General features: G+C 72.6%; 18 protein-coding genes. 10 read left to right on the top strand and 8 right to left on the bottom strand.

From position 1 onward, the window contains the following. Nucleotides 1-126 precede the first annotated feature (126 nt). Complete coding sequence (locus AB0O11_RS35405) at nucleotides 127-1,305, bottom strand: ROK family transcriptional regulator (protein ID WP_363395400.1); 1,179 nt, start codon at nucleotides 1,303-1,305, stop codon at nucleotides 127-129. A 482-nt stretch (nucleotides 1,306-1,787) separates the two neighbouring features. Here AB0O11_RS35405 and AB0O11_RS35400 point away from each other — a divergent pair, with 482 nt between their 5' ends. Both AB0O11_RS35400 and pepN read left to right on the top strand, forming a co-directional pair. Beyond that, entirely contained in the window at nucleotides 1,788-3,461 is a 1,674-nt protein-coding gene (locus tag AB0O11_RS35400) for a PQQ-binding-like beta-propeller repeat protein (RefSeq protein ID WP_363395397.1), read from the top strand. Between the two features lie 173 nt (nucleotides 3,462-3,634). Then, on the top strand, nucleotides 3,635-6,214 hold the full coding sequence (pepN, locus tag AB0O11_RS35395) for an aminopeptidase N (RefSeq protein WP_363395394.1): 2,580 nt from the start codon (nucleotides 3,635-3,637) through the stop codon (nucleotides 6,212-6,214). A gap of 119 nt (nucleotides 6,215-6,333) precedes the next feature. Here the strand turns inward: pepN and AB0O11_RS35390 are convergent, their stop codons facing one another. Both AB0O11_RS35390 and malQ read right to left on the bottom strand, forming a co-directional pair. Next, nucleotides 6,334-6,564: a hypothetical protein gene (locus AB0O11_RS35390; protein ID WP_224285714.1), complete on the bottom strand. Its 231-nt coding sequence runs from the start codon at nucleotides 6,562-6,564 to the stop codon at nucleotides 6,334-6,336. A 156-nt stretch (nucleotides 6,565-6,720) separates the two neighbouring features. Further along, nucleotides 6,721-8,844 (bottom strand): 4-alpha-glucanotransferase, encoded by a 2,124-nt coding sequence (malQ, locus tag AB0O11_RS35385; RefSeq protein ID WP_363395390.1) that lies wholly within the window; start codon nucleotides 8,842-8,844, stop codon nucleotides 6,721-6,723. A 392-nt stretch (nucleotides 8,845-9,236) separates the two neighbouring features. On the opposite strand from malQ, the gene AB0O11_RS35380 reads away from it, so the two are divergent. Further along, nucleotides 9,237-13,169 (top strand): beta-N-acetylglucosaminidase domain-containing protein, encoded by a 3,933-nt coding sequence (locus AB0O11_RS35380; RefSeq protein WP_363395387.1) that lies wholly within the window; start codon nucleotides 9,237-9,239, stop codon nucleotides 13,167-13,169. A 109-nt stretch (nucleotides 13,170-13,278) separates the two neighbouring features. Here the strand turns inward: AB0O11_RS35380 and AB0O11_RS35375 are convergent, their stop codons facing one another. Next, nucleotides 13,279-13,926: an HNH endonuclease gene (locus AB0O11_RS35375; protein ID WP_363395384.1), complete on the bottom strand. Its 648-nt coding sequence runs from the start codon at nucleotides 13,924-13,926 to the stop codon at nucleotides 13,279-13,281. A gap of 472 nt (nucleotides 13,927-14,398) precedes the next feature. Here AB0O11_RS35375 and AB0O11_RS35370 point away from each other — a divergent pair, with 472 nt between their 5' ends. After that, a complete protein-coding gene (locus AB0O11_RS35370) occupies nucleotides 14,399-15,562 on the top strand; it encodes a mechanosensitive ion channel domain-containing protein (RefSeq protein WP_363395381.1) in 1,164 nt (387 codons plus the stop codon). Nucleotides 15,563-15,867: 305 nt separating this feature from the next. Here the strand turns inward: AB0O11_RS35370 and AB0O11_RS35365 are convergent, their stop codons facing one another. Genes AB0O11_RS35365 through AB0O11_RS35350 form a run of 4 tightly spaced genes read right to left on the bottom strand, consistent with a single transcriptional unit; the run spans nucleotide 15,868 to nucleotide 17,805 of the window. Next, nucleotides 15,868-16,461 carry a tetratricopeptide repeat protein gene (locus tag AB0O11_RS35365; RefSeq protein ID WP_363395378.1) on the bottom strand — a complete coding sequence of 198 codons (594 nt, stop codon included), beginning with the start codon at nucleotides 16,459-16,461 and terminating at the stop codon, nucleotides 15,868-15,870. 36 nt (nucleotides 16,462-16,497) lie between these two features. Next, a complete protein-coding gene (locus AB0O11_RS35360) occupies nucleotides 16,498-16,737 on the bottom strand; it encodes a hypothetical protein (protein ID WP_363395375.1) in 240 nt (79 codons plus the stop codon). Nucleotides 16,738-16,744: 7 nt separating this feature from the next. After that, the gene (locus tag AB0O11_RS35355; RefSeq protein ID WP_363395372.1) at nucleotides 16,745-16,942 is read right to left on the bottom strand and encodes a DUF397 domain-containing protein; all 198 of its coding nucleotides are present in this window, start codon (nucleotides 16,940-16,942) and stop codon (nucleotides 16,745-16,747) included. 11 nt (nucleotides 16,943-16,953) lie between these two features. After that, on the bottom strand, nucleotides 16,954-17,805 hold the full coding sequence (locus AB0O11_RS35350) for a helix-turn-helix transcriptional regulator (protein WP_363395433.1): 852 nt from the start codon (nucleotides 17,803-17,805) through the stop codon (nucleotides 16,954-16,956). 151 nt (nucleotides 17,806-17,956) lie between these two features. Between AB0O11_RS35350 and AB0O11_RS35345 the strand changes: the two genes are divergently transcribed. From AB0O11_RS35345 to AB0O11_RS35320, 6 genes are all read left to right on the top strand, one after another. Beyond that, complete coding sequence (locus tag AB0O11_RS35345; protein ID WP_363395369.1) at nucleotides 17,957-18,310, top strand: hypothetical protein; 354 nt, start codon at nucleotides 17,957-17,959, stop codon at nucleotides 18,308-18,310. 861 nt (nucleotides 18,311-19,171) lie between these two features. After that, a complete protein-coding gene (locus AB0O11_RS35340; protein WP_363395366.1) occupies nucleotides 19,172-20,362 on the top strand; it encodes an ROK family transcriptional regulator in 1,191 nt (396 codons plus the stop codon). A 105-nt stretch (nucleotides 20,363-20,467) separates the two neighbouring features. After that, nucleotides 20,468-21,823, top strand: coding sequence for an ABC transporter substrate-binding protein (locus AB0O11_RS35335; RefSeq protein ID WP_363395363.1), 1,356 nt, complete (start codon nucleotides 20,468-20,470; stop codon nucleotides 21,821-21,823). Between the two features lie 28 nt (nucleotides 21,824-21,851). Beyond that, nucleotides 21,852-22,853, top strand: a complete 1,002-nt coding sequence (locus AB0O11_RS35330) for a sugar ABC transporter permease (RefSeq protein WP_363395360.1) — start codon at nucleotides 21,852-21,854, stop codon at nucleotides 22,851-22,853. A 21-nt stretch (nucleotides 22,854-22,874) separates the two neighbouring features. Continuing rightward, complete coding sequence (locus tag AB0O11_RS35325) at nucleotides 22,875-23,783, top strand: carbohydrate ABC transporter permease (protein WP_363395357.1); 909 nt, start codon at nucleotides 22,875-22,877, stop codon at nucleotides 23,781-23,783. Next, a complete protein-coding gene (locus AB0O11_RS35320) occupies nucleotides 23,783-25,072 on the top strand; it encodes a 6-phospho-beta-glucosidase (RefSeq protein WP_363395354.1) in 1,290 nt (429 codons plus the stop codon). Before AB0O11_RS35325 ends, AB0O11_RS35320 begins: the two co-directional genes overlap by 1 nt. The last annotated feature ends 106 nt before the right edge of the window (nucleotides 25,073-25,178 follow it).

The raw sequence follows: 25,178 nt of genomic DNA, 5'->3' as shown, positions 1-25,178 counted from the left end.
ATGTGGTCAAGGCCGACCATTCGGAGTCGACTGTTCGGGATCGACCATTCGGAGTCGACTGTTCGAGGCCAACCTCGTGGGTTGACGGTGCGGGGCCGGCCCGGACGGCGCTGCCGACCGGCGGCGTCAGGCGCGGCCGAGCGCGCCGGACTCCCCCATCTCGCTCATCACCAGGGCCAGCGCGCCGAGCACCTCGGCCCGGCCGCCGAGGGTGCCGGGGACGACCGAGAGCTGACGGGCGGCGCTCGGGATCGCGTAGCGGGCCACCGAGTCCCGGATCGGGGCGAGCACCAGCTCACCGGCCTCGGCGAGGTCCCCGCCGAGGATCACCCGGCGGGGGTTGAGCAGGTTGCACAGGGTGGCGACCCCGGTGCCGATCTGCCGTCCCGCGTCGGCGATCACCCGGCGGCAGCCGAGGTCGCCCTGCTGGGCCAGCTCGACCACCCGGGGCAGGCTGAGGTCCGGGCCGAGGGTGGAGACCAGCAGTGAGAGCAGGTAGCGGGAGCCGACGAAGGTCTCCAGGCAGCCCCGGTTGCCGCAGCGGCAGACCGGCCCGGCCTCGTCCAGGGTGATGTGCCCGATCTCGCCGGCGGTGCCGCCCGGCCCGCGGTAGATCTGGCCGTTGACCACCAGCCCGGCGCCGACACCGCTGGCGACCTTGATGTAGGCGAGGTCGCTCAGCCCGCGGCCGGCGCCCCAGACCAGCTCGCCGAGCGCGCCCAGGTTGGCGTCGTTGTCCACGTGCACCGGCATGCCGAGCCGCTCGCCCAGCTCCCGGCCCGGCGCGATGCCCGTCCAGCCGGGGAGGATCGCGGTGGAGCCGAGCGCGCCGGTCTCGACGTCGATCGGACCGGGCACGCCGAGGCCGACGCCGATCACCTTGTCGGGGCGGAACCCGGCCTGCGTCAGCAGCCGCTCGACCATCGCCTCGGCGCGGTCGAAGCCCTGCTGGGCGGAGACGTCGACGTCGATCGGGGCGCTCTCCTCGGCCAGCACCCGGTGGGCCAGGTTGCCGACCGCGACGCGCAGGTGGGTGTGGCCGAAGTCGATGCCGACGACGATGCCGGCGTCCCCGCTGAGCGAGACGCTGCGGGCGCGGCGGCCGCCGGAGGAGGTGTCGGCGACCACGACGGTGCCGCTCTCCTTCAACTCCCGCACGATGTTGGACACGGTGGCCGCGGACAGTCCGGTGCCGCGGGCGATCTCGGCCTGGGTCAGCGAGCCGGCCATCCGCACCGCGCGGAGCACCCGTTCCAGGTTCGCCCGGTGCAGCGACGACTGCGAGCCCGGTGTGTCCGTCGACATGATCCACCCTCCCAGGGCGGGGACCCCTCCGCCGGGCGTCCCCTTCAACTCCTGAAGGGTACGGCCCGGGCGCCCGGGCGGGGATCCCGGCCGGGGCGGGCGGGCGCACCCGGGGGCGCGGACGGCGGCCGACCGGCGCGGACCACGACGCGGGGGCCGCCGGGCGCCCGGCGTGGGGGCACGGTGATCGGGAGGTGAAGGTGTTGCACGGCCCGGACCTGCGGGGAGGAGGAGCGGCGGTCCTGGCCGCGGCCGAAAACCACGCACCACTACCATGGTGCCCACTTCTCACCCGTCCCATCGGAGCCGTGGACGGCACCGGCAGGGGGACGCTTCCATACATGACGGGGAATCAGATGGCAGGGGATCACCCTACGCCGGGGGCAGGCGAAACGCCCGGCAGCGGTCCGCAGGACAACCGGGGCGTCCCGTTCGGGCGCCCGCCGGGCGGCGGTGTGGATCCGGCCGCCGTCGCGGACCAGATGACGCAGCTCGACGGCGCGGCCGTCCCGCGCCCGGCCGCGCCCGCCGGCCCGCCGCCCGCCCAGCCGCCGGCACCGCCCGCGCAGCCGCCCGCACAGTCGCCCGTCGGCAGCCCGGAGTACACGGCCTACGCGCCGACGGCGACCGGATTCCCCTCCCAGGCCCCGCCACCGCCCGGCGGCGCACCGGTCGGCCCGTACGACCCGGTCCCCGGTGCCCCGTACGGCGCCCCGGGCGCCGGGCAGGCCTACAACGCCGGCGGCTACAACTACCCGCAGCAGCCCGGGTACAGCTACCCCGGCGCGCCCGTTGCTCCCGTCGCGCCCAAGCAGCGCAACCCCGTGATGCTGTGGGGCGGGATCATCGGCGGTGTGCTGGCGATCTCGATCGTGGTCGCCCTGGTCGTCCTGCTGAAGAGCCCCGACCCCAAGCCCGAGCCGGCCCCGGACCCGATCAGCAACGGCACCACCGACAACGGCGGCACCAGCAACGGCCCCACCCCCGGCCCCGGTCCCAAGGGCGGCACCTTCGCCGTCGCCTGGAGCGTCCCCAAGCCGGCCAACGCGGACAGCTCGAACCAGATGCTCGGTGTCTGGGGCACCGACAAGCTCGCCGTGCGCGTCGACAGCTCGGGCATCAAGGCCTACAACCTGGCCGACGGCAAGGAGGCCTGGACCATCCCCACCCCGGCCGGCAGCAAGGAGCTGTGCACCGCCTCGTACGGCGCCAACTCCAAGGGCGTCGCCGCCGTCTCCTTCAACACCGGTGACAGCGACTGCTCCACCATCGGCGCCGTCGACCTGGCCCAGGGCAAGCTGCTCTGGACCGTCAAGGCCTCGGCCGACCGGATGTCCTCGCCGACCCTCAGCGTCACCGAGAACGTGGTCGCCATCGGCGGCAACGCGGTCGGCGCCCTGAACATCGCCACCGGCCAGCCGGCCTGGCAGTACCAGCCGCGCGACAAGAACTGCGTCCTGCGCGGCAAGGCGGCCGGCGTCCAGATCGCGGTCAGCGACCGCTGCTACGGCACCAGTAGCCCGAAGTCCCAGCTGGTCATCATCGACGCCGAGACCGGCAAGCCGGCCAGTACCCCGGTCACCCTCACCGGCAGCATCGAGGAGGTCGACTCGGTCGTCCAGGACAAGCCGCTGGTGCTGTTGATGTCCAACGGCCCGCAGGGCGACTACGTCCTGCCGTTCGACAAGGACAACAAGCCGGGCAACCAGATGTCCGTCAAGGAGCCCGGTTCGGACAGCCTGCGGCTCTCCGGCCAGGACGAGGCCCTCACCCGCAACGTCGTCAGCGGCACCACGCTGTACGTCCAGGTCAGCAGCAGCAAGTCGGGCATCAACGCCTACGACCTGAACACCGGCAAGCGGCTCTGGTCGGCCAACTCCGGCTCGGCCGGCAACGACATGCGCCTGGTGGCCGGGACCGACAAGGACGGCAAGGTCCGCGCGATCGTCGACCAGGGCTACAACAAGCCCGCCCGGCTGGTGACGCTCTCGCCGGCCGACGGCTCGATGACCGACCTCGGCACCATGACCATGCCGACCAGCATGAGCATCGGCAGCAGCAGCTCCGAGTACCTGGTCTCGGACGACGGCGCCGCCGTCTACGCGTTCCGCCGCTACAGCGCCAGCGACGGTCCGCTGACCAAGTGGAAGAAGTGACCCCGGGGTGACACCGGGGCCGGCGCCGGGGGTGTGACCCCTCGTCGCGAGCCACACGGGCGGGGCGGGTACGGGCTGATCGCCCGGGCCCGCCCCGCCCGTGATTATTGGGCCGCCCCGTCCGTTGGACGTGCGAGGATTCGGACCATCAGTCTGACAAAGGAGTGCAGCGAGTGCCCGGCACAAACCTGACCCGTGAGGAGGCCCGCACCCGGGCCGACCTCCTCCACGTGGACGCGTACGACATCGTGCTCGACCTCGGTTCGGCCCGCGAGGGCGGTACCTTCCGGTCCACCACCGTGGTCCGGTTCACCGCCACCACCCCCGGCGCGGAGACCTTCATCGACCTCGTCGCCCCGAGCGTCGAGGAGATCACCCTCAACGGCGTGCAGCTCGACCCGGCGAGCTTCGTCGACAGCCGCATCCCGCTGCCGGGCCTGGCGGCCGAGAACGAGCTGCGGGTCGTCGCGAACTGCGCGTACACCAACACCGGTGAGGGCCTGCACCGGTTCGTCGACCCGGTCGACGGCGAGACCTACCTGTACACCCAGTTCGAGGTGCCGGACGCCCGCCGGGTCTTCGCCTCCTTCGAACAGCCCGACCTGAAGGCCGCGTTCGCGTTCACCGTGACCGCGCCGAAGGGCTGGGTCGTGGTCTCCAACTCGCCGACCCCCGAGCCGGTCGGCGACGGAGACACCCAGGTCTGGACGTTCGAGCCCACCGGCCGGATCTCCAGCTACATCACCGCGCTCATCGCCGGCCCGTACGTCGGGGTCTTCGACACCTACGAGAACGGCGAGCAGAAGGTGCCGCTGGGCGTCTACTGCCGGCCCTCGCTGCGAGAGTTCCTGGACCCGGAGGCCGTCTTCGAGGTCACCAAGCAGGGCTTCGACTACTTCCAGGAGAAGTTCGACTTCCCGTACCCGTTCGCCAAGTACGACCAGCTCTTCGTCCCGGAGTTCAACGCCGGCGCGATGGAGAACGCGGGCGCCGTCACCCTGCGCGACCAGTACGTGTTCCGCTCCAAGGTCACCGACGCCGCGTACGAGGCCCGTGCCGCGACGATCCTGCACGAGCTCGCCCACATGTGGTTCGGCGACCTCGTCACCATGGAGTGGTGGAACGACCTCTGGCTCAACGAGTCCTTCGCGACCTTCGCCGAGGCCGTCTGCCAGGCCGAGGCCCCCGGCTCCAAGTGGCCGCACTCCTGGACCACGTTCGCCAACCAGATGAAGACCTGGGCGTACCGGCAGGACCAGCTGCCGTCCACCCACCCGATCATGGCGGAGATCAACGACCTGGAGGACGTCCAGGTCAACTTCGACGGCATCACCTACGCCAAGGGCGCCTCGGTGCTCAAGCAGCTGGTGGCGTACGTCGGCCAGGACGCCTTCTTCCAGGGCGTGCAGGCCTACTTCAAGCGCCACGCCTGGGGCAACACCCGGCTCAGCGACCTGCTCGGCGCCCTGGAGGAGGCCAGCGGCCGCGACCTCAAGGCCTGGTCCAAGGCCTGGCTGGAGACCGCCGGCATCAACGTGCTGCGGCCCGCCGTCACCGTCAACACCGACGGCGAGATCGAGTCCTTCACCGTGCTCCAGGAGGCCCCCGCGCTGCCCGCCGGTGCCAAGGGCGAGGCCGTGCTGCGGCCGCACCGCATCGCGATCGGCCTGTACGAGCTGAACGGCGACGCGCTGGTGCGCACCGAGCGGATCGAGCTGGACGTCGACGGCCCGCGCACCGAGGTGCCCGAGCTGGTCGGCCGGCACCGCCCGGCCGTCGTGCTGCTGAACGACGACGACCTCTCGTACGCCAAGATCCGGCTGGACGAGGACTCGATGGCCGTCGTCACCGAGCACCTCGGCGGCTTCACCGACTCGCTGCCGCGCGCACTGTGCTGGGCCTCCGCCTGGGACATGACCCGCGACGGCGAGCTGGCCGCCCGCGACTACCTGTCGCTGGCGCTGTCCGGCATCGGGCGCGAGAGCGACATCGGCGTGGTGCAGTCCGTGCACCGCCAGGTCAAGCTCGCCCTCGACGCCTACGCCGACCCGGCGTGGCGCGAGGAGGGCCTTGCCCGCTGGGCCGCCGCCGCGGAGGAGCACCTGCGCGCCGCCGAGCCCGGCAGCGACCACCAGCTGGCCTGGGCCCGCGCCCTCGCCGCGGTCGCCCGTACGGACGGTCAGCTGGGCCTGCTCGCCGGGCTGCTGGACGGCTCGGTCGAGATCAAGGGCCTCGCGGTGGACACCGAGCTGCGCTGGACCCTGCTTTCCCGGCTCGCCGCCACCGGCCGGGCCGACGAGGCCCTCATCGCCGCCGAGCTGGAGCGGGACAACACCGCGGCCGGCCAGGAGCACGCGGCCACCTGCCGCGCCGCCCGGCCGACCGCCGAGGCCAAGGCGGAGGCCTGGGCGTCGGTCGTGGAGTCCGACAAGCTGACGAACTATGTGCAGGAAGCGGTCATCGCCGGCTTCCAGCAGTCCGACCAGCGCGAGCTGCTCGCGCCGTACGCGGCGAAGTACTTCGCCGCGGTGAAGGGCGTCTGGGAGACCCGCAGCCACGAGATCTCGCAGCAGATCATCGTCGGGCTGTACCCGGCCCTCCAGGTGACGCAGGAGACGCTGGACACGACCGACGCGTGGCTGGCCTCGGCCGAGCCGGCGCCGGCGCTGCGACGCCAGGTCGTCGAGGCGCGGGCGGGCGTCGAGCGCGCGATCAAGGCCCAGGCGGCCGACCGTGCGGCGGGGGCCCGCTGACGGTGCGCGAACAGCCCGAAGGGGCGCCGGATCGTCCGGCGCCCCTTCGGGGTCGTGCGGGTCCTGGTGGACGTGGAACGTCCGGATGGACGTCGTGCGGGCCCGGTCGGGCCCGACGGCTACTTCTTCTTGCCCTTGCCGCCGTACGGCATGCCGGCCAGACCGGCGATGATCGCGAAGGCGACGAGCGGGATCACCACGTACAGGCCGATGGTCTCACCGACACTCAGGCCGGAACCCGGGTCGTCACCGTCGTCCCGGGTGAAGGCCATGGCGGGCGACGACAGCAGCATCATCAGCGTGACCGTTGCGGAGACCGCGCCGGCTCGCAAAGCGTTCCTCTTGTCCACGTTTCCAACTTACCCGCCGCTTACGGGGGCGCGCGCGTCGGGGTCGACCCGACCTGGCGGGAGGGCCTGCGGCAGGGCGGGGGGCTGCGGACAGGGAGGGGGCGGGGGCGCCAGGCTCCCGCTGACCAGGGGCCCTGGCTTCCACGGGCCCGCCGGTCAGCGGGAGGGGTTCCGGGGGCCGGGCGGGGCGAGGAGGTGGGCGAGCAGGCCGGCGGCAGGGGTGGCGGCGAGGCCTTCGAGGGTGACGGGGTCACCGGCGCCGTCGGCGACCGGGAGGCGCCAGTTCGGGTACTGGTCCCAGGTGCCGGGCAGGTTCTGCGGGCGCGGGTCGCCGACCAGGTCCGGCAGCCACACCCCGACCAGCTCCGCCGGGGTGGCCCGCAGGAAGCGGTACAGCACGGGCATCGAGAGCGGCTCGTCCGCGTCGAGCAGCCCCAGCCCGGCCAGCTCGGCCCGCCAGTCCGCCAGCTCCGCCGCCGCCTGCGCCTGCTCCTCCCCCAGCGGACGGGCCAGCAGGCCCAGCCGGTGCCGCAGCTCGACGTACTCGCCGGAGAGCCGGGCGGCGGTGCTGGGCAGGTCGTGGGTGGTGAGGGTGGCCAGGCAGCCCGGCCGCCACCGGTCCGGGCCGAGGATCGCGCCGTCGGCCTGCCAGTCCCGCTCGAACCAGAGCACCGAGGTGCCGAGCACCCCGCGCGCCGCCAGCTCCTCCCGCACGCCCGGCTCCACCGTGCCGAGGTCCTCGCCGACCACCGCCGTCCCGGCCCGGTGCGCCTCCAGCGCCAGCACGCCGAGCATCGCCTCCGCGTCGTAGCGCACGTACACGCCCTCGGTCGGGGCATGCCCCTGCGGGACCCACCAGAGCCGGAACAGGCCCATCACGTGGTCGATGCGCAGGGCCCCTGCGTGCCGGGCGGTGGCCCGCAGCAGCTCCGCGTACGGGGCGTAGCCGGCCTCGGCGAGCGCGTCCGGGCGCCAGGGCGGCAGGCCCCAGTCCTGGCCGTGGGCGTTGAAGGCGTCCGGCGGGGCGCCGACCGAGATCCCGCCGGCCAGCACGTCCTGGAGCACCCAGGCGTCCGCGCCGTCCGGGTGGACGCCGACGGCCAGGTCGTGGATCAGGCCGACCGGCATGCCCGCCTCGCGGGCCGCCTGCTGGGCCCGGGCGAGCTGCTGGTCGACCTGCCAGGCGAGCCAGCGGTGGAACTCGACCTGCTCCCCGAGTTCCTTCTCCGCCTGCTCCACCTGTGGGCCGTCCGGGTGACGCAGGCCCTTCGGCCAGTGGTGCCAGTCCGGGCCGTGCACCTCGGCCAGGGCGTTCCACAGCGCGTGCCGGCGCAGCCACTCGCCCTCGCGGCGCCGGTACGCCTCGTACTCGGCCTGCCGGCCGGGGCCGCGCGGCACCTCGTGCAGCAGCTCCAGGGCCTCGCGCTTGAGCCGCCACACGGCGTCCCGGTCGATCAGCGCGTCGTGGACGAGCACCTCGTCGCGCAGCCGGGCCGCGCGGCGGGCCAGCTCCTCGGCCTGGTCACGCTGCCCGCCCTCCAGGTACGCGTACTCGGGGACGGCCTCGATCCGCAGGTGCACCGGGTCGGCGAAGCGGCGCGAGGACGGGCGGTACGGGGAGGGGTCGGAGGGGGCCCCGGGAAGGGCCTGGTGCAGCGGGTTGATCTGTACGAAGCCCGCCCCGAGGCCGGCCCCCGCCCACCGGGCCAGCTCGCCGAGGTCGCCGAGGTCGCCCATGCCCCAGGAGCGCTCGGACAGCACGGAGTACAGCTGGGCGAGGAACCCCCAGCTGCGGCCGGGGAGTTGCGGCAGGCGCTCGGGGGCGACGATCAGCGCGGCCTTCGCCCTCCTGTCGCCGCACTGCGCCGTGAGCACGTGGCGCCCCAGCGGCAGGTCCCCCGGCACCCAGTGCGAGTGCCCCTGCGGCAGCTCCCAACTCCCCCCGTCCTCCAGCTCCACCCGCAGCCGGGCGTCCGCCGGCACGTCCAGCGCCGTCCGTCTCCCCTGCCGGACCACCACGCACGGCGGCAGCAACCGGGCCTGCTGCTCGGCCCGGTGACGCTCCAGCGCCTCCCGCACCTCCTGCGACGTCCCGGCCGCCACGCCCATCGCCGCCAGCACCGCGACCAGCGTCCGCGCCCCCACCGCCTGCCCGCCCGGCCCCGGGTGCCCGGCGTCCACCCCGTACGCCTGTGCCAGCGCCGCCAGTTCGGCGGGCGGCGGCGGAGCATCCTGCGCCGGCACCTGCTCGGCTCCGTCACTGTCGTGGTAAGCGGCCACTCGCGGCTCCTGCGATGTCTCGGCAACGCCCGGTCAGGACAGCCACAGTCCTACCCGCGTGACACCACGATCACCCAGCGCGACACGGGGCCACCCTCCGTATCGCGCTCCGGCCGACGAGTACATCGACCCGCCCTTTGCTGAACTCGGCGGCGCCGCCTGCTCCACCGCGGCTCTGACCTCCGGGTTCTGAGCGGGCGACAGGGCCCGCGTCGCCGATCGGCGGCACCGGCCCGACGCGTTGTGGAGGCGGTCCGGGGCCGCCCCGAGGGCTGCCCGGCCAGAGCGACAAATCGGGGCGAAGTCGGCATAGCAGTCGGCGACGTTGACACCGGATGGGCCAGCTGGTGGGGTTGCGGACGATGTGGTCGTGGCCTGGCGAGGAGGCTCCTGTGCAAGCCCGAGTGTCCGTTGCGGCCGGGCGGCGGCTGCGGTCGCAGCTGGAGCAGAGTCCGGCGTTGCGGGAGGTGCTGCAGCACCCCGCGGCGGTGGTGGCGCGGCGGGCCACGGCGCGGACGTGCCGTCAACTGGCGCCGCGGGCGGCGGACCGGCTGATCGCCGACCTCAAGGGGACGGAGCCGCTGCTGGCGTCGGTGCGGGAGGAGCGGACGGACCGGGCCGCGGGGCGGCCGGGGCGGCGGACGATGCAGATCGCGGCCGGGGTCGCGGCCGCGGCGGTGGTCGGCGGGCTGCTGGCCGGCTCGTTGCCGTCGACGGCGCACGCGGCGGCCTCGGCGCCGAACGTGGTGAGCACCGCGCCGCAGACGCCGCTGGGCAGCGTGACCGACCCGAAGGTGTTCCCGAAGCCGCAGGAGCAGACGGTGGCGGGCAGGCCCGTCACGGTGCCGTCCGCGGTGACCCTGGTGACCGCGCCCAAGGTGGACCTCGGCGCGGTGCGGGCCGTCCAGGAGGTGCTGGAGGTCGCCGGGGCGGGCGAGGTGACGCCGCAGCCGGACGGCGGGACGCCGGCCGCCGGCGCGCTGGTGGTGTACGTCGGCGGGCCGGGCGAGGGCGCGGACGGCCAGACCGGCCGGGTGCTGGGACAGCTGGCGGTCGCGGCGGGCGGCAAGGAGGGCGCCGCGCCCTCGACCGCGGGGATGCCGGCCGGAGGGTACGTGCTGTCGGCCGGTCAGCTGCCCGCCCAGGGCGGCGGGACGTACGGCGCCGTGGTGCTGGCGGGCGTGGACGCCACCGGCACCTTCTACGCCGCGCAGAGCCTGCGTCAGCTGCTGGCCGCCGTACCGGCCGGGCAGGGGCAGGGGCCGGGTGCGGCCGGGCTCGGCCTGCCCGGGATCACGTTGCGGGACTGGCCGACCGGCGCGCCGGTGCGCGGCACCGCGGAGGCCTTCTACGGCACCCCGTGGACCGCCCAGCAGCGGCTGGAGCAGGTCGACTTCCTGGGCCGCTCCAAGCAGAACTTCTACCTCTACGCCGCCGGTGACGACCCGTACCGGCTCTCCCGCTGGCGCAACGCCTACCCCGCGGCACAGGCCGAGGAGCTGCGCGAGCTGGGCTTCCGGGCACGGCAGAACCACGTCACGCTCGGCTACGCGATCGACCCGGGGCAGTCCCTGTGCTTCAGCTCCGGCAAGGACGTGGACGCGCTGGTGAACAAGCTGGACGGGCTGCGCAAGCTCGGCTTCACCGCCTTCCAGCTCCAGTTCCTGGACGTCAGCTACGACGAGTGGCACTGCGGCGACGACCGCGACGAGTACGGCACCGGGCCGGCCGCGGCCGCCAAGGCGCAGGCCGCGCTGGTGAAGAAGGTGCAGGACCGGCTGATCGCGAAGAACCCGGGCCTGGCGCCGCTGTCCGTCGTCCCGACCGAGTACCACCAGCAGGGCTCCACCCCGTACCGCAAGGCGCTGGCGGCGGCGCTGCCGGAGGGCGTGCAGGTGGCCTGGAGCGGGGTCGGGGTGATCCCGGAGAAGATCACCGGCGCCCAGGCCTCGGACACCGCCGGGCTGTACGGGCACCCGCTGCTCACCATGGACAACTACCCGGTCAACGACGCCACCCCGGACCGGCTCTTCCTCGGCGCCTACAGCGGGCGCGATCCGGAGGTGGCCACCCGCTCGGCGGCGCTGCTGACCGGCGCGATGCAGCAGCCGGTGGCCTCCCGGATAGCCCTCTCGACGGCCGGCGACTTCGCCTGGAACCCGGCCGGGTACCGCCCGGAGGAGTCCTGGCAGGCCGCCGTGCGCTCGCTCGCCGGGCCGACCGGCGCCGCCCCGACGCCCGCCGGGACGGCACTGTCCGCGGTCACCGCGCTGGCCGGGAACAGCACCTCCTCGCCGCTGTCCAAGCAGGAGTCCGGCTATCTGGCGCCGCTGCTGGACCGCTTCTGGGCGGCCGCCGAGCCCACCTCCGGCGCCGCCCCCGACCTCGCCAGGCTGACCGAGGCCGCCGCCCCGCTGCGGGACGCCTTCGCCACCATGGCCACCGCCCAGCAGACCCTGGCCGGCACCCAGGCCACCAGCCAGCTGGCCGGCGAGGCCGCGCCCTGGCTGGGCCCGCTGCGCGACTACGGGCTGGCCGGGCAGGCCGCCCTCGACATGCTGCTGGCGCAGCGCGGCGGCAACGGCACGGCGGCCTGGAAGGCCCGGGTCGAGCTCAACCGGCTGCGCGAGCAGCTGGACCGGGCCCCGGCCACCGTCGGCGCCGGGGTGCTCGGCCCGTTCCTGGAGCGGGCCGTGCGCGCCGCCGACAACTGGTCGGGCGTGGGCGGCGGCGCGGTCACCCCGACCAGCACCATGGGCACCGCGCAGGACCACCTGCCGGCGCTGATGACCGACGGCCTGGCCGACACCTTCTACTGGAGCTCCGCTCCCCCGCAGCCCGGCGACGCGGTCGGTCTGGACCTGGGCGCGGGCCGCCCGGTCAGCGGCGTGACGGTGCTGATGGGCGGCTGGGGCAACGGCCCGGACGCCCGGACCGCCATGGACGACTACATCCGCGACGGCGTGCTGGAGTACTCCACCGGCGAGGGCGGCTGGAAGCAGCTCGCCACCGTCAGGAACCAGAAGACGGTCAGCGCCCAGCTCCCGCCGGGCACCGTGGTGCGGGCGGTGCGGCTGCGGGCCACCGCCGCGCAGAAGACCGCCGTCGCGGTGCGCGAGTTCACCGTCACCGCCCCGGACGACTCCCCGGCCAGCGTCAGCGGCGGTCCCGACGCCGCGCCCGGTTCCTCCGCCGCCGCCGTGCTGGACGGCAACCCGGACACCGCGTACCGGGCCGCCAAGGCGCCGACCTCGCAGGACGAGCCGCTCGTCGTCGAGCTCGGCGCGGCCCGTCCGCTGGACCGGCTCACCGTGCTGACCGACCCGGCCGTACGCGCCACCGCCACCCTCGCGGTGCGCCGGGCCGACGGCACCTGGGCCGACATCGGCACCGTGCAGCCCGGCTACAACGAGCTGTCGGCCGGCGGGCAGGCCGCGGACGCGTTCCGGCTGACCTGGCGGCCCGGCGGCGACCCGCCGGTGGTCAACCAGGTGATCCCCTGGTACGCGGACGCCCCGGCGGCCCGGCTCAGCCTCTCCGACCCGGCCCTGGACGTGGTCACCGGCGCGTCCGCACCGGTCCAGACCCGGGCCACCGTGGAGGCCGGCCGGCCCGAGGGCACCACCGGCGAGCTGCGCACCGAGGTGCCGGCCGCCGCCAAGGGCCTGACCGTGACCCCGGCCGGCCCGGTGAGCGTGCCGCGCGGCGGCCGGGTGGGCGTACCGCTGCTGGTCAGCGCCACCGCGGAGACGCCGTCCGGGACGTACCGGGTGCCGGTGCAGTTCGTGGCCGGCGGCACCACCGTCCGGCAGGTGCTCCAGGTGCACGTGGTGCCGCCCACCGGCGGTCCGGACCTGGCGGTCGGCGCGAAGGCCGCCTCCTCGGGCGACGAGACGGCGGACTTCCCGGCCTCGGCGGTCACCGACGGCGACCCGAAGACCCGCTGGTCCTCGCCGGCCAAGGACGACGCCTGGGTGCGGCTGGAGCTGCCGCAGGCGACCCGGCTGGGCGCGGCGGTGCTGCACTGGCAGGCCGCGTACGCCGCCTCGTACCGGGTCCAGGTCTCGGCGGACGGGAACACCTGGACCGACGCGGCGACGGTGGACAACGGCAAGGGCGGCGACGAGACGGTGCGCTTCGACGCGCCCGGGGTCCGGTACGTCCGGGTGCAGGGCGTGGCGCGGGCGACCAAGTACGGCTACTCGCTGTGGGGCGTCGAGCTGTACGCCGTGACCCCGCCGGCCGCGCCGCAGCCCCCGGCCGGCGGCGCGCCGGGCACCCCGGCGGCGCCCCCGGTGGCGGGCGGGGCCGGGGCCAAGCCGTAGCGGCCCGGGCCCGGGAACGCGGCGGGCCGCCGGCTCCCCGGTGCGGGGAGCTCGGCGGCCCATGAGGCGCGTACCGACGGTGTGACGGGCGGGCCCTTGTGGAGCTGGGTCAGGCGGAGAGCGGTTCGGGCTGCTCGCCGCGGCGGACGGGGGCTGGGTGGGCGGGGTGCGCCCGGCCGAGCGGGACGGGATGGACCGGCTGCTCGGTGCGGTCGCGGTGCTCGTGCTCGCCCCACTGCGGGGCGCGCAGCTGGTCCGCGCCGCCGTAGGGCTCCAGGTAGGGCCGCCACCGCGGGTCCTTGATCCCGGTGCCGATGATGCGCCAGGCCAGGCCGCTGGGCGGCGCGGGTGGTCGCTTCATCCGCCATCCGAGTTCGGTGAGGTGGCGGTCGGCCTTGGTGTGGTTGCAGCGGCGGCAGGCCGCCACCACGTTGTCCCACCGGTGCTGGCCACCGCGGCTGCGCGGGATGACGTGGTCGACGCTGGTGGCGGCGGCCCCGCAGTAGACGCAGCGGCCGTGGTCGCGGGCGAACAGCGCCCGGCGGGTGAGCGGGACGGGCCCGCAGAACGGGACCCGCACGAAGCGGGTCAGTCGGACGACGGACGGCGCCGGAAGGGCGCTGGTGGCGCTGTGCAGAGTGACTTCCGAGTCCTCCAGGCTGACCGCCTTGTGGTTGAGGACCAGGATGAGTGCGCGGCGCATCGATACGACGCCGAGTGGCTCGTAGGACGCGTTGAGGACCAGGACATGCGGCACGGATGCCTCCTTGGACGCCTGCGGCGCGTGGCTCGCGCCGGGACGAGCGGTTGGATCGCGCCACTCGTGCGCGATCTCCCCCAGTGTCGCCTTACGCCTTTGTACGGCGCCACCACTCCTGTGTAACCGACCTGGCGTGAACTCCGGGTGTGGTCTCTGTCATAGCCGGTATGCCCGGGGGAAGGTCGGGTTGCACCCGGGTGGCGGTGCGGCCCGCCCCGGTGACCCTGCCGGGGATCCCTCCGGGGGCACGGATCGTCCGTCCGGAGCAGTGCCCCGACGGCCCGAACGGCCGAGGAGCCCGGGTGCAGGGGGAGCGTACGGGTGCGTTGACGGGGCGTCCGGGATCTTCCGTACGCCCTCCGGCCGGTCCGGGCGGGCGTCCGGCGGCGGATAGGCTGACGCTCACGGTCCGCGGGCCGCTCCTCGGCGGTGCGGGCCCGCCACGCACGCCAGCCAGGAAGGTCCGCACGTGTTCAGCTCCGGTGCCACCGGTCCGTCCGACGCGTCCTCGACGCTCACCAGCCCGACCCCGGCCCCCAGCCCCACCGCGCAGCTGCCCGAGCTCGACCTGCGGATCCCGACCAGCGCGCAGGAGGTGTCGGACACCACCCGGCAGGCCGCCAGCTGGTTCGACACCCACTGGCAGGGCTGGCTGGCCTCCGGGCTGCGGATCGTCTTCATCATCGTGCTGGCCCTGGTGCTGCGGGCCGTGGTGCGCAAGCTCATCACCCAGCTGATCGGACGGATGGCGCGCACCTCCGAGCACCAGGAGGAGAGCCGGCTGGGCGGGCTGCTGGCCAACACCGGGGTGGTGAACCCGGAGCGGCGCCAGCAGCGCTCGGAGGCGATCGGCTCGGTGCTGCGCAGCGTGGCCTCCTTCTCCATCCTGGGCACGGCGGCGCTGATGGTGCTCTCCGCGCTGGGGGTGAACCTGGCGCCGCTGCTGGCGAGCGCCGGTGTGGCCGGTGTGGCGATCGGTTTCGGCGCCCGCAACCTGGTCACCGACTTCCTCTCCGGGGTCTTCATGATCATGGAGGACCAGTACGGCGTCGGCGACGAGATCGACACCGGGGTGGCCACCGGCACCGTGCTGGAGGTCGGCCTGCGGGTGACCAAGCTGCGCGGCGCGAACGGTGAGATCTGGTACATCCGCAACGGCGAGGTGAAGCGGATCGCCAACATGAGCCAGGGCTGGGCGACCGCCTCGGTGGACGTGCAGGTCGGGTACAAGGAGGACCTGGTCCGGGTCGAGGAGCTGATCCTGGCGACGGCCGAGGAGATGGCCAAGGAGGCCCCGTACGACGAGCTGATCTGGGCCCCGGTGTCGATCCTGGGCGTGGAGTCGGTCGCCTCGGACTCCGTGGTGGTGCGGGTCGAGGCCCGGACGGCCCCGGGCAAGGCGGCCTCCGTCTCCCGGGCGCTGCGCCAGCGGCTGAAGGTGGCCTTCGACCAGGCCGGGATCAAGGTCAAGGAGGAGGTCCCGGCGGCGGCCGGGGCGACCGGCGTGGTGATCGCGCCCACGCCGGTGCCAGCCGCCGAGCAGACCGCACCGTCCGCGCTGGCCGACCCGGCCTCGCCGCGCTACCGGGCGACGGAGCCGATCCCGGCGGCGAAGGGGGAGCCGGCCCCGTAGCGGAAGCGGCCCGCACAGAGGGAACGAAGGCCCCGCTCCCACCACCGTGGGGGCGGGGCAGCGAGAGGACGGGGGTGGGCCCGCCGCTGGCGGTCGAGGTACAGGTATCCGCCGGCAGCGACGGCTTTCTCGGCCTCCACTGCGATAGCGGCAATCAGCTCAGCGGGAAACGACTGATCACGCACGTGGCGCGGGTGCACGCGCTGGTGTGCGGTGAGCCCGCGCACAGCGTCCCGGAGATCAGGGAAGTCCTCTGCCCACCGGGCCGGCATCTTGGCCGTGGTGTGGGACTGGAGCCATGAGGTCTACTGACTGCTCCACTGACTCGGTGCCGCGCTGCCTGCCGCCGATGCGTCGGCCTGGCCGATCAGCATCTCCACCCGGGCGAGTGCTGCCTGCGTGGACTCGACCAGTTCGGCGTCCCCCTTGGTGATCCGCAGCCGCAGCGCTTCCTGGAGATGGGCCTGGGCATCCGCGAGGTCACCGCGCTCCATGAGGTGCTTGCCGGTGTGCTGAAGCGCGAAGTCAAGGAGTTCCGGGTGCCGGCTTCGCGCGGCGTTCAGGGCGCTGCGGTAGAGCGCGTCCGCAGTCTGCACGTCACCGGCGTAGCGGTGCGCGTCGCCGAGGTTGAGCCCGGTGGCGACGACGGCCGGGGTGTTGCCAATCGCTGAGGCCAGGTCGAGCGACTGTCGGAGGAACGTGCGGGCCTCCTCGTGGTTGCCCAGGCACATCTGGCCGATGCCGATCCATCTGGCCAGGACCCGAGTACGCGCGGGGTCGGTCTCCTCGGCCAAGGCCCGCAGTTCCTCGTGGAGTCGGCCGACCGCGGTGGCCAACTCGTCGCGGTCTCTGGGGACCATACGCAGGTCGGCGTCTTGAGTGATGAGGTGCTGGAGCACCGGACCCTCCCTCGTTCGGTTCTGCTCAGCGTGGCACTACAGCTGGTCGGTCTGGTGACGCAGGTCGGCCAGCAACTCCACACCGCGGGGGGAGAAGTGCTCACGCAGGAGTTCGAGTTCGCGCATGAGGTAGCGGACAGCCAGCAGGACCTCGTCGTAGGCGCTCCGGAAGCTCGCCCGCTCGGTGCCACCGTTCCGGCCCAGGAAGGTCGGCTGTTTGCCCCTGCCTCGATGCTTCCCTCGTCGCTTCTCGGTACGCGCAGGCGGCCCGCCCAAGGAGGAACTACCTTGTCAGGTGGTCGAACTCGCCTTCCTTGATGTCGCGCAGGAGGGCGCGGAGCTTGCCGGGCGTTGTGGTGATGACGACGTCGGGCTCATCGCTTTCGCGGAGTTTGATGCTGCGGTCGGGGCCCGCGGCAAGGTAGAGGCAGTTGGCTGACTCGGAACTGTAGCTGGACTTCCGCCAGTTGAGATCTGACATGGCGCTTCCTCTCAGGTTTCCTTTTCGATACGGGCAATGAGATCACGCGACTTCGCCGGGCTGAGGGCACAGGCCTCCATGAGGTCCAGAACCTTCTGGTACTTCACCAGTTGCGCATGGGCGTCAAGGAACTCGGAGCCGTGGTACGTATCGAGCTGCACGGTGTCGAGCTGGGGCACGACCTCGGAGCAGTAGACGATGGACTGTCCGGAGCCGGGGAACGTCCCCGCACCGAAGGGAATCACGAGGGCGGATACGTTCTCACGGGTGCTCGCCTCAATGAGATGCCTGTGCTGCGCGCGGGCCACGGCCGGCCCGCCGAACCCCATCCGCAGGGCTGCCTCATGGACGATTACGGTGAGCGGGATCGCCCGCTGGCCGTAGACGACGGCCTGCCGTTTGATTCGGTACGACACCCGGTGCTCCACCTCGGGTGGCGTCAGAGGCGGTACGACATTGCTGGCGAGCGCACGTGCGTGGTCGGCGGTCTGGAGCAGGCCGGGGATGTGGATCACCGAGGCGATGCGCATCGCCGTGGCATGGTGTTCCGTTTCAGCAAGATCGAGCATGGTCGGCGGCAGGATGTCGCGGTACTCCTCCCACCACCCCCGGGTCCGCCTGCCCGTCATACCGGCGAGAGCATCGATCAGACTCTGGTCCGTACATGCATACGCCCGAGCGAACGCGCGGACGCGCTCCGCGCTCACCGCGTAGCGGCCTGCTTCGATTCGGCTCATGTGACCCTGGTTCACACCGACGAGAGCTGCGGCCGCAGTTGAGCTGAGCCCGGCATACTCGCGAAGTTTGCGCAGCTCAAACCCAAGTCGCTGCTGCCGCAACGTCGGAGTGCCACTCGATGCCATCGCGATCCTCTCATTCACTGCCAGGAGTGATATGGCAAGTCTTCAATGGACTTCATGGAAACTATGCCATGTTAGCGCTACCGTATGACACGGATCAGCTACTGAAGGTGCTGGCCGTTGGCTCAACCATGCCTTGAGGCAGGAGACTTCCATGACTGCTGAGCCCTCGCAAAACCCCCGCCTGGCCACGCTCACACCGACCGTTCCCGACCCCTTCGACCAGGAGCTGTGCGAGCTCGTGCTCGACACCGCACCCCGGCTGTTCGCCGTCGTGCAGGTGTGCGGCGATGGCCTCGCGGACGCCGACGGATGGGTCGTGGCCTGGGGGCTCGTCGACAATGACGGGCCGACACACGTGATCGGCGTCGACGGGCGGGCACGGATGACTCTCACGTCTCCCGATCGAGCCTTGCACCACTTCGCCGGGCGACCGGGGATCACCTCGCGGCTGGTGTGGCTCGCACAGCCGAGAGCCGCCGCGATGGACCGAGCCGAAGCCGCCTGACCTTCAGCCTGCTGGCGCGCCTGTCGGCGGAGGAGCAGGCGCAAGCGGGCCGCAGGGGATGCGGCAGGCTCGAATCTTGGACGCGGGCCCACCCTTCCCATCCGTTCCATGTCCACCCTGCAGCACGTTCCGCGCCCCGCCGCGATCACGATCGCGGCGGGGCGGCGAAAGGAGCCGTGTTAAACCTTCAACCTTCCCGCCTTCCGCACAGGAAGTCGGCCCAGCCGACTTCCTGTGCGGCTGCCCGGAAATTCCGTCGCCGCTTCGGCCGCGCCGAAGCGGCGACGGGTGACAGGGCCTGCGGCAAGGTCAAGGTCACCCTTGACCCCGACCTCAACTTCCCACTCTCCGGTGACCTCTCTTGGGGCGGCGGACTCCCCATCCGAGGAGGCCGCCGCTCCTGTTTTCAGCGGTAGTCGACCTGCCTTTGATCCTGCCCGCCACACCGCCCGAGCGAGGCTGGCAGGATTAGTAGAGAATTTCTTTATTAAAGTCCCATGACTGGGCATGAATTGCTCATCCTCCCACGCACCACCCCTCCCCCCGAGGAGAGGTGGTGCATTTACTTTTCTTTTTTATATAAATTTCTTTTTCAAGATCGGACGAGTGTGAGCCCCGCTCCCACCACTGGCGGTTTCCAGGGAGCGGGGCTTCGCGCTGTCCGGGTGCTGTCCGGGCGCTGTCCGGTAACGCTTCGGCATCCTCCGCTCCACCCACCATTGACACCCCGTCGACACGGCCCTTACGGTCCTTCCCAAGCGACTGGAAAGTTTCCTAACAGTTCGTCCGAAGCCCGCCCGCTCCCCGCGCCGGCACCACCCGCGGACCGTCCCGACCAGCCGAAAGAGGAGGATTCCGGGCATGACCAAGAGCACCGCCAAGGCGCCCCTCGCCGGCACCCCCAGCCTGCTGCGCGCCATCAACGACCGCGCCGCCCTCGAACTGCTGCTGGAGAACGGGCCGCTCTCGCGCACCCAGATCGGCGCCCTCACCGGGCTGTCCAAGCCCACCGCCTCCCAGCTGCTGGCCCGGCTGGAGGCGGCCGGGCTGGTCCTGCCGGTCGGCACCACGGCGGGCGGACCCGGCCCCAACGCCCAGCTGTACCAGGTGAATCCGGCCGCCGGGTACGTCGCCGGACTGGACGTCACCAACAGCGAGATCCGGGTCGCCGTCGCCGACATCACCGGCACCACGCTCGCCGAGCACGCCGTGCCGACCAAGGGCGTCCCGGCCGCCGGCACCGTCCCGACCGTCGCCGCCGCGGTGGCCGAGGCGGCGCGGGCCGCCGGAATCCCCGAGGGCGGCCTGCGCACCGCCGCGATCGGGGTCGGCGGCGCCCCCGACCCGGTCACCGGCAAGCTGCGCTACGCCTCGCACCTGCCGGGCTGGCACTCGCCGCGACTGGTCGAGGAGCTGACCGGAGCGATCGGCGCACCGGTGTCGATCGAGAACGACGTGAACCTGGCCGCCCTCGCCGAACGGTCCTCGGGTGCGGCGGCCGGCTTCGAGGACTTCGTCCTGCTCTGGGCCGGGGCGGGGGTCGGCGCGGCGATCGTGATCGCCGGGCGGCTGCACCGCGGCTTCACCGGCGGCGCCGGGGAGGTCGGCTACATGCCGCTGCCCGACTCGCCGGTCGAGTGGGACGCCCGCCGCCGCAAGTTCGGTGGGTTCCAGGCCCTGGTCGGCGCACCCGCCGTCCGGGCCCTGGCCCGTGAGCACGGGCTCGGCGCGGCCACCGCGCAGGAGTCCGTCGCCAAGGCGCTGGCCACCCCGGGCACCGGCGACGCCTTCCTCGCCGAGCTGGCCGGGCGGCTCGCCGTCGGGCTGGCGGTGATCGTCGCCGTCGTCGACCCCCAGCTGGTGGTCCTCTCCGGCGTGGTGCCGAGCGCGGGCGGCGAGCGCCTGCGCGCACTGGTCGAGGACGAACTGGCGCGGATCTCCATCGCCCGGCCGGAGGTCCGCAGCAGCGCCCTGCCCGGCTCACCGGTCCTGCTCGGCGCCCTGCAACGTGCCCTGTCCGACGCCCGCGAGGCGGTCTTCTCCACCCACTGACGCTCCCCCTGTCACCTCGCTCCCTGCACCCATCTCTCCCCAACCCCCGAACGCGGGAACCCGAGGCAACGAGGCCTGCCCGCGCACCCCCAGGAGGATCCCGAAGTGCACGCCACCACCTCCCGCAGAGGCCGCCGCACCATCGCCGCCGTCGCCGGCAGCGCCGTCCTGGCCCTGCTCGCCTCCGCCTGCACCGGTTCCAGCGACTCGGGCGGCAGCGACGACTCGGCCAGCGGCAAGGACGTCACCATCACCTTCTGGCACGGTTGGAGCCAGGACAACGAGGTGAAGGCGATCAACGACATCATCGCCTCCTTCGAGAAGGCCCACCCCAACATCCACGTCAAGCCCCAGGGCAACGTCGCGGACGACAAGGTCAACCAGGCCCTGCGGGCCGGCGGCGACGACGCGCCGGACGTGGTCTCCTCCTTCACCACCAACAACGTCGGCATGTTCTGTTCGACCAAGGCGTTCGTCGACCTCAAGCCCCAGCTGCAGAAGAGCGGCATCGACGCGGCCAAGACCTTCCCGGCCGCGATGCTCGACTACACGCAGTTCCAGGGCAACCAGTGCTCGCTGCCGCTGCTCGGCGACGCCTACGGCCTCTACTACAACAAGAAGGCCTTCGCCGCGGCCGGCATCACCGCCCCGCCCAGGACCTTCAGCGAGTTCGCCGACGCCGCCAAGAAGCTGACCGTCGCCGACGGCGACTCGTACAAGCAGCTCGGCTACATGCCGCTGTACCACGGCTACGAGTCCCAGACCGAGCACTTCCTCGGCCAGTACGGCGCCACCTACTTCGGCCCGGACGGCAAGTCGAACCTCGCCACCGACCCGAAGGTCGCCGCGATGCTCACCTGGCAGAAGGGCATGGTCGACCAGCTCGGCGGCTACGCCAAGCTGGACAAGTTCCGCGCCACCTTCGGCGAGGAGTTCAGCGCCAAGAACCCCTTCCACACCGGCCAGGTCGCGATGGCCCTCGACGGCGAGTGGCGCACCGCCTCGCTCGCCGAGAACAAGCCCGACTTCGACTGGGCCACCGCGCCGTTCCCCGTCCCGGACGACCAGGCCGACACCTACGGCCGCGGCTACCAGACCGGCACCATCGTCGGCATCGCCAGCACCAGCAAGAAGCAGGCCGCGTCCTGGGAGTTCGTCAAGTACCTGACCACCGACACCGACTCGGTGGTCAGCTTCGCCAACGCGATCCACAACGTGCCCAGCACCTTCGACGCGCTCAACTCGCCGAAGCTGGTGAGCGACCCGAACTTCAAGACCTTCCTGGACGTCGCCAAGAACCCCAACTCGAGCACCACCCCGGCGAGCGTCAACGGCGGCGGCTACCTCGTCTCCCTGCAGAACCTCGGCTACGACATCGAGTCCGGCAAGCAGACCGACGTCCAGGCCGGCCTGGCCGCCACCGCCAAGCAGATCGACACCGACATCGCCCAGGCCAAGTAGGCGACGGGAACGGCCCACGGAGCTCCCCATGTCACTCGCGTTCGGCACCCGCAAGGACGGTGCCGGCCCGACCGCCCCGGCGGCGCCCTCCACGCAGCACCTGCTGCGCCGGAAGCGCCGCCGGGAGGCGGCCCGCACCCTCGCGTTCCTCTCCCCCTGGCTGATCGGGTTCAGCGTCTTCTTCGCCTACCCGCTGGTCTCCACCGCCTACTTCTCCTTCACCCAGTACAACGGCTTCGGCTCGCCGACCTTCAACGGCCTGAAGAACTGGGACTACGTCTTCAACCAGCTGCCGGCCTTCTGGCAGGGCCTGCGCAACACCCTGTGGCTGGTCGTCGTCATGGTGACCCTGCGGGTGGCCTTCGGCCTCGGCATCGGGCTGCTCATCACCAAGATCAAGACCGGTGCGGGCTTCTTCCGCACCGTCTTCTACCTGCCGTACCTGGCCCCGCCGGTGGCCGCCACCGTGGCCTTCGCCTTCCTGCTCAACCCCGGCACCGGCCCGCTCAACCACCTGCTCGGCGAACTCGGCCTGCCGCAGCCCGGCTGGTTCGCCGACCCGAACTGGTCCAAGCCCGCGCTCACCCTGCTCGCCATGTGGGGCATCGGCGACCTGATGGTCATCTTCATGGCCTCGCTGCTGGACGTCCCCAGGGAGCAGTACGAGGCGGCCGAGCTGGACGGCGCCGGACCGTTCCAGAGGTTCCGGTACGTCACGCTGCCGAACATCTCGCCGATCATCATGTTCGCGGTGGTCACCGGGGTCATCCAGACCATGCAGTACTACACCCAGGCGATCGTCGCCGGGAAGGTCGCCAGCGGCATCGCCGGCAACTCCGGCCAGCAGTTCGAGCCCGGCTTCCCGCAGGGCTCCACCTGGACCCTGCCGCAGATGGTCTACAACCTCGGCTTCCAGCGCTTCAACTACGGCGCGGCCTGCGTCGTCGCCCTGGTGCTGTTCGCCATCTCGATGGCCGTCACCTCGATCCTGCTCCGCCGCCGGTCCGGCTTCATGGCGAGCGACGACTAGCGGACCCCTGAGGACTAGCCCATGACTCTCAGCTCCACGCTCAGCAAGGCGCCCACCCCGGCCGGCGCCTCCCGCACCGGCAGCGCCGCCGCCCGGGCCGCCCGGCGCCGCGCGCTGCTCAACTGGGTGGCCGTGCACTCGCTGGCGATCGCCGCCGCGCTGTTCTTCCTGCTGCCGTTCGTCTTCGTCTTCCTCACCTCGGTGATGAACGACCAGCAGGCGCTCACCACCGACTACTGGCCCACCTCCTGGAACTGGGGCAACTACGGCAAGGTGTGGGACACCCCCGGCTTCCTCACCTGGTGGCGCAACACCCTGGTGTACGCCGGCGTCGGCACCCTGCTGACCGTCGTCTCCAGCCTGCCGGTCGCCTACGCGCTCGCCAAGTTCCGCTTCCGCGGCCGCAACCTGGCCCTGATGGCGGTCATCGCGATGATGATGCTGCCGCCGCAGGTCACCGTCATCCCGATGTACCTGTTCTGGGCCAAGCAGATGGGCCTCGGCGGCTCGCTCTGGCCGCTGATCATCCCGATGGCCTTCGGCGACGCGTTCTCCATCTTCCTGCTGCGCCAGTTCCTGATGACCATCCCCAAGGAGTACATCGAGGCCGCCCGGATGGACGGCTGCGGTGACCTGCGCACCCTGCTGCGGGTGGTCCTGCCGATGGCCAAGCCGGCCATCGCCGCCGTCGCCCTGTTCCAGTTCTTCTACTGCTGGAACGACTACTTCGGCCCGCAGATCTACGCCAGCAACAACCACGAGGCCTGGACCCTCAGTTACGGGCTGGAGTCCTTCAAGGCCGCCCACCACACCAACTGGAACCTCACCATGGCCGCCACCCTGCTGGTGATGGCGCCGGTGATCGTCCTCTTCTTCTTCGCACAGAAGGCCTTCATCGAAGGCGTGACACTGACAGGGGTCAAGGGCTGATGTCCGCACTCAAGTTGGCAATCGTCGGCGGCGGTTCGACGTACACCCCGGAGCTGATCGACGGCTTCGCCCGGCTGCGCGACACCCTGCCGATCGGCGAGCTGGTGCTGATCGACCCGGCCGCCGAACGCCTGGAACTGATCGGCGGCCTCGCCCGGCGGATCTTCGCCAGGCAGGGCCACGGCGCGCTCGTCACGGTCACCACGGACCTGGCGGCGGGCGTCGCCGGCGCCGACGCCGTGCTGCTCCAGCTGCGCGTCGGCGGGCAGGCGGCACGCAACCAGGACGAGACCTGGCCGCTGGAGTGCGGCTGCGTCGGGCAGGAGACCACCGGCGCCGGCGGGCTCGCCAAGGCGCTGCGCACCGTGCCGGTGGTGCTGGACATCGCCGAGCAGGTGCGCCGGACCAGCCCGGACGCCTGGATCGTGGACTTCACCAACCCGGTCGGCATCGTCACCCGGGCCCTGCAGAGCGCCGGCCACAAGGCCGTCGGGCTGTGCAACGTCGCGATCGGCTTCCAGCGCAAGTTCGCGGCGCACCTGGGCGTGGACCCGGAGCTGGTCCGGCTCGACCACGTCGGGCTCAACCACCTGACCTGGGAGCGCGGGGTGACCCTGCTGGACGCCCCCGGCGCCGCGGCCGGGCGCGAGGTGCTCCCGGAGCTGCTGTCCTCGCACGGCAAGGAGATCGCCGAGGACCTGCACCTGCCGCAGGCCGTCATCGAGCGGCTCGGCGTGGTGCCGTCCTACTACCTGCGGTACTTCTACCAGCACGACGCGGTGGTGGCGGAGCTGAAGGAGCAGGGCTCGCGGGCCGCGCAGGTGGCCGAGATCGAGCGGCAGCTGCTGGAGCTGTACGCCGACCCGACCCTGGACACCAAGCCCGAGCTGCTCGGCCGGCGCGGCGGCGCGTTCTACTCGGAGGCCGCCGTCCAGCTGATCGCCGCGCTGCTCGGCACCGGCGGCGGGACCTCCGTGCAGGTGGTGAACACCCGCAACGACGGCGTGCTGCCCTTCCTGCCGGACGACGCCGTCATCGAGGTGCCGGCCGAGGTGGACGCGCGGGGCGTGCGCCCGCTGCCGCAGCGGCCCGTCGAGCCGCTGTACGCCGGCCTGATCGCCGCCGTCACCTCGTACGAGCACCTCGCCCTCGACGCCGCCCTGCGCGGCGGCCGCGACCGGGTCTTCGACGCCCTGCTCGCCCACCCGCTGGTCGGCCAGATCGAGCTCGCCGACCAGCTCACGGACCGGCTGCTCGCCCACAACCGCGAGCACCTCGCCTGGGCCTGACCCGGCCTGTCGTGGCCCCCCCGCGGCCACCACCCCCCCCCCGGCGGGGGCGGGGGGGGGACCGGCCCCCCCCCCCCCGGGGGCCCACCGCCCGGCCCCCCCCCGG

The organism is Kitasatospora sp. NPDC093102, assembly GCF_040683915.1.
In the GTDB taxonomy this organism is placed as follows: domain Bacteria; phylum Actinomycetota; class Actinomycetes; order Streptomycetales; family Streptomycetaceae; genus Kitasatospora.
Note: the sequence above shows the minus strand (reverse complement) of the source record. Positions and strands in the feature narration are given on the sequence as shown.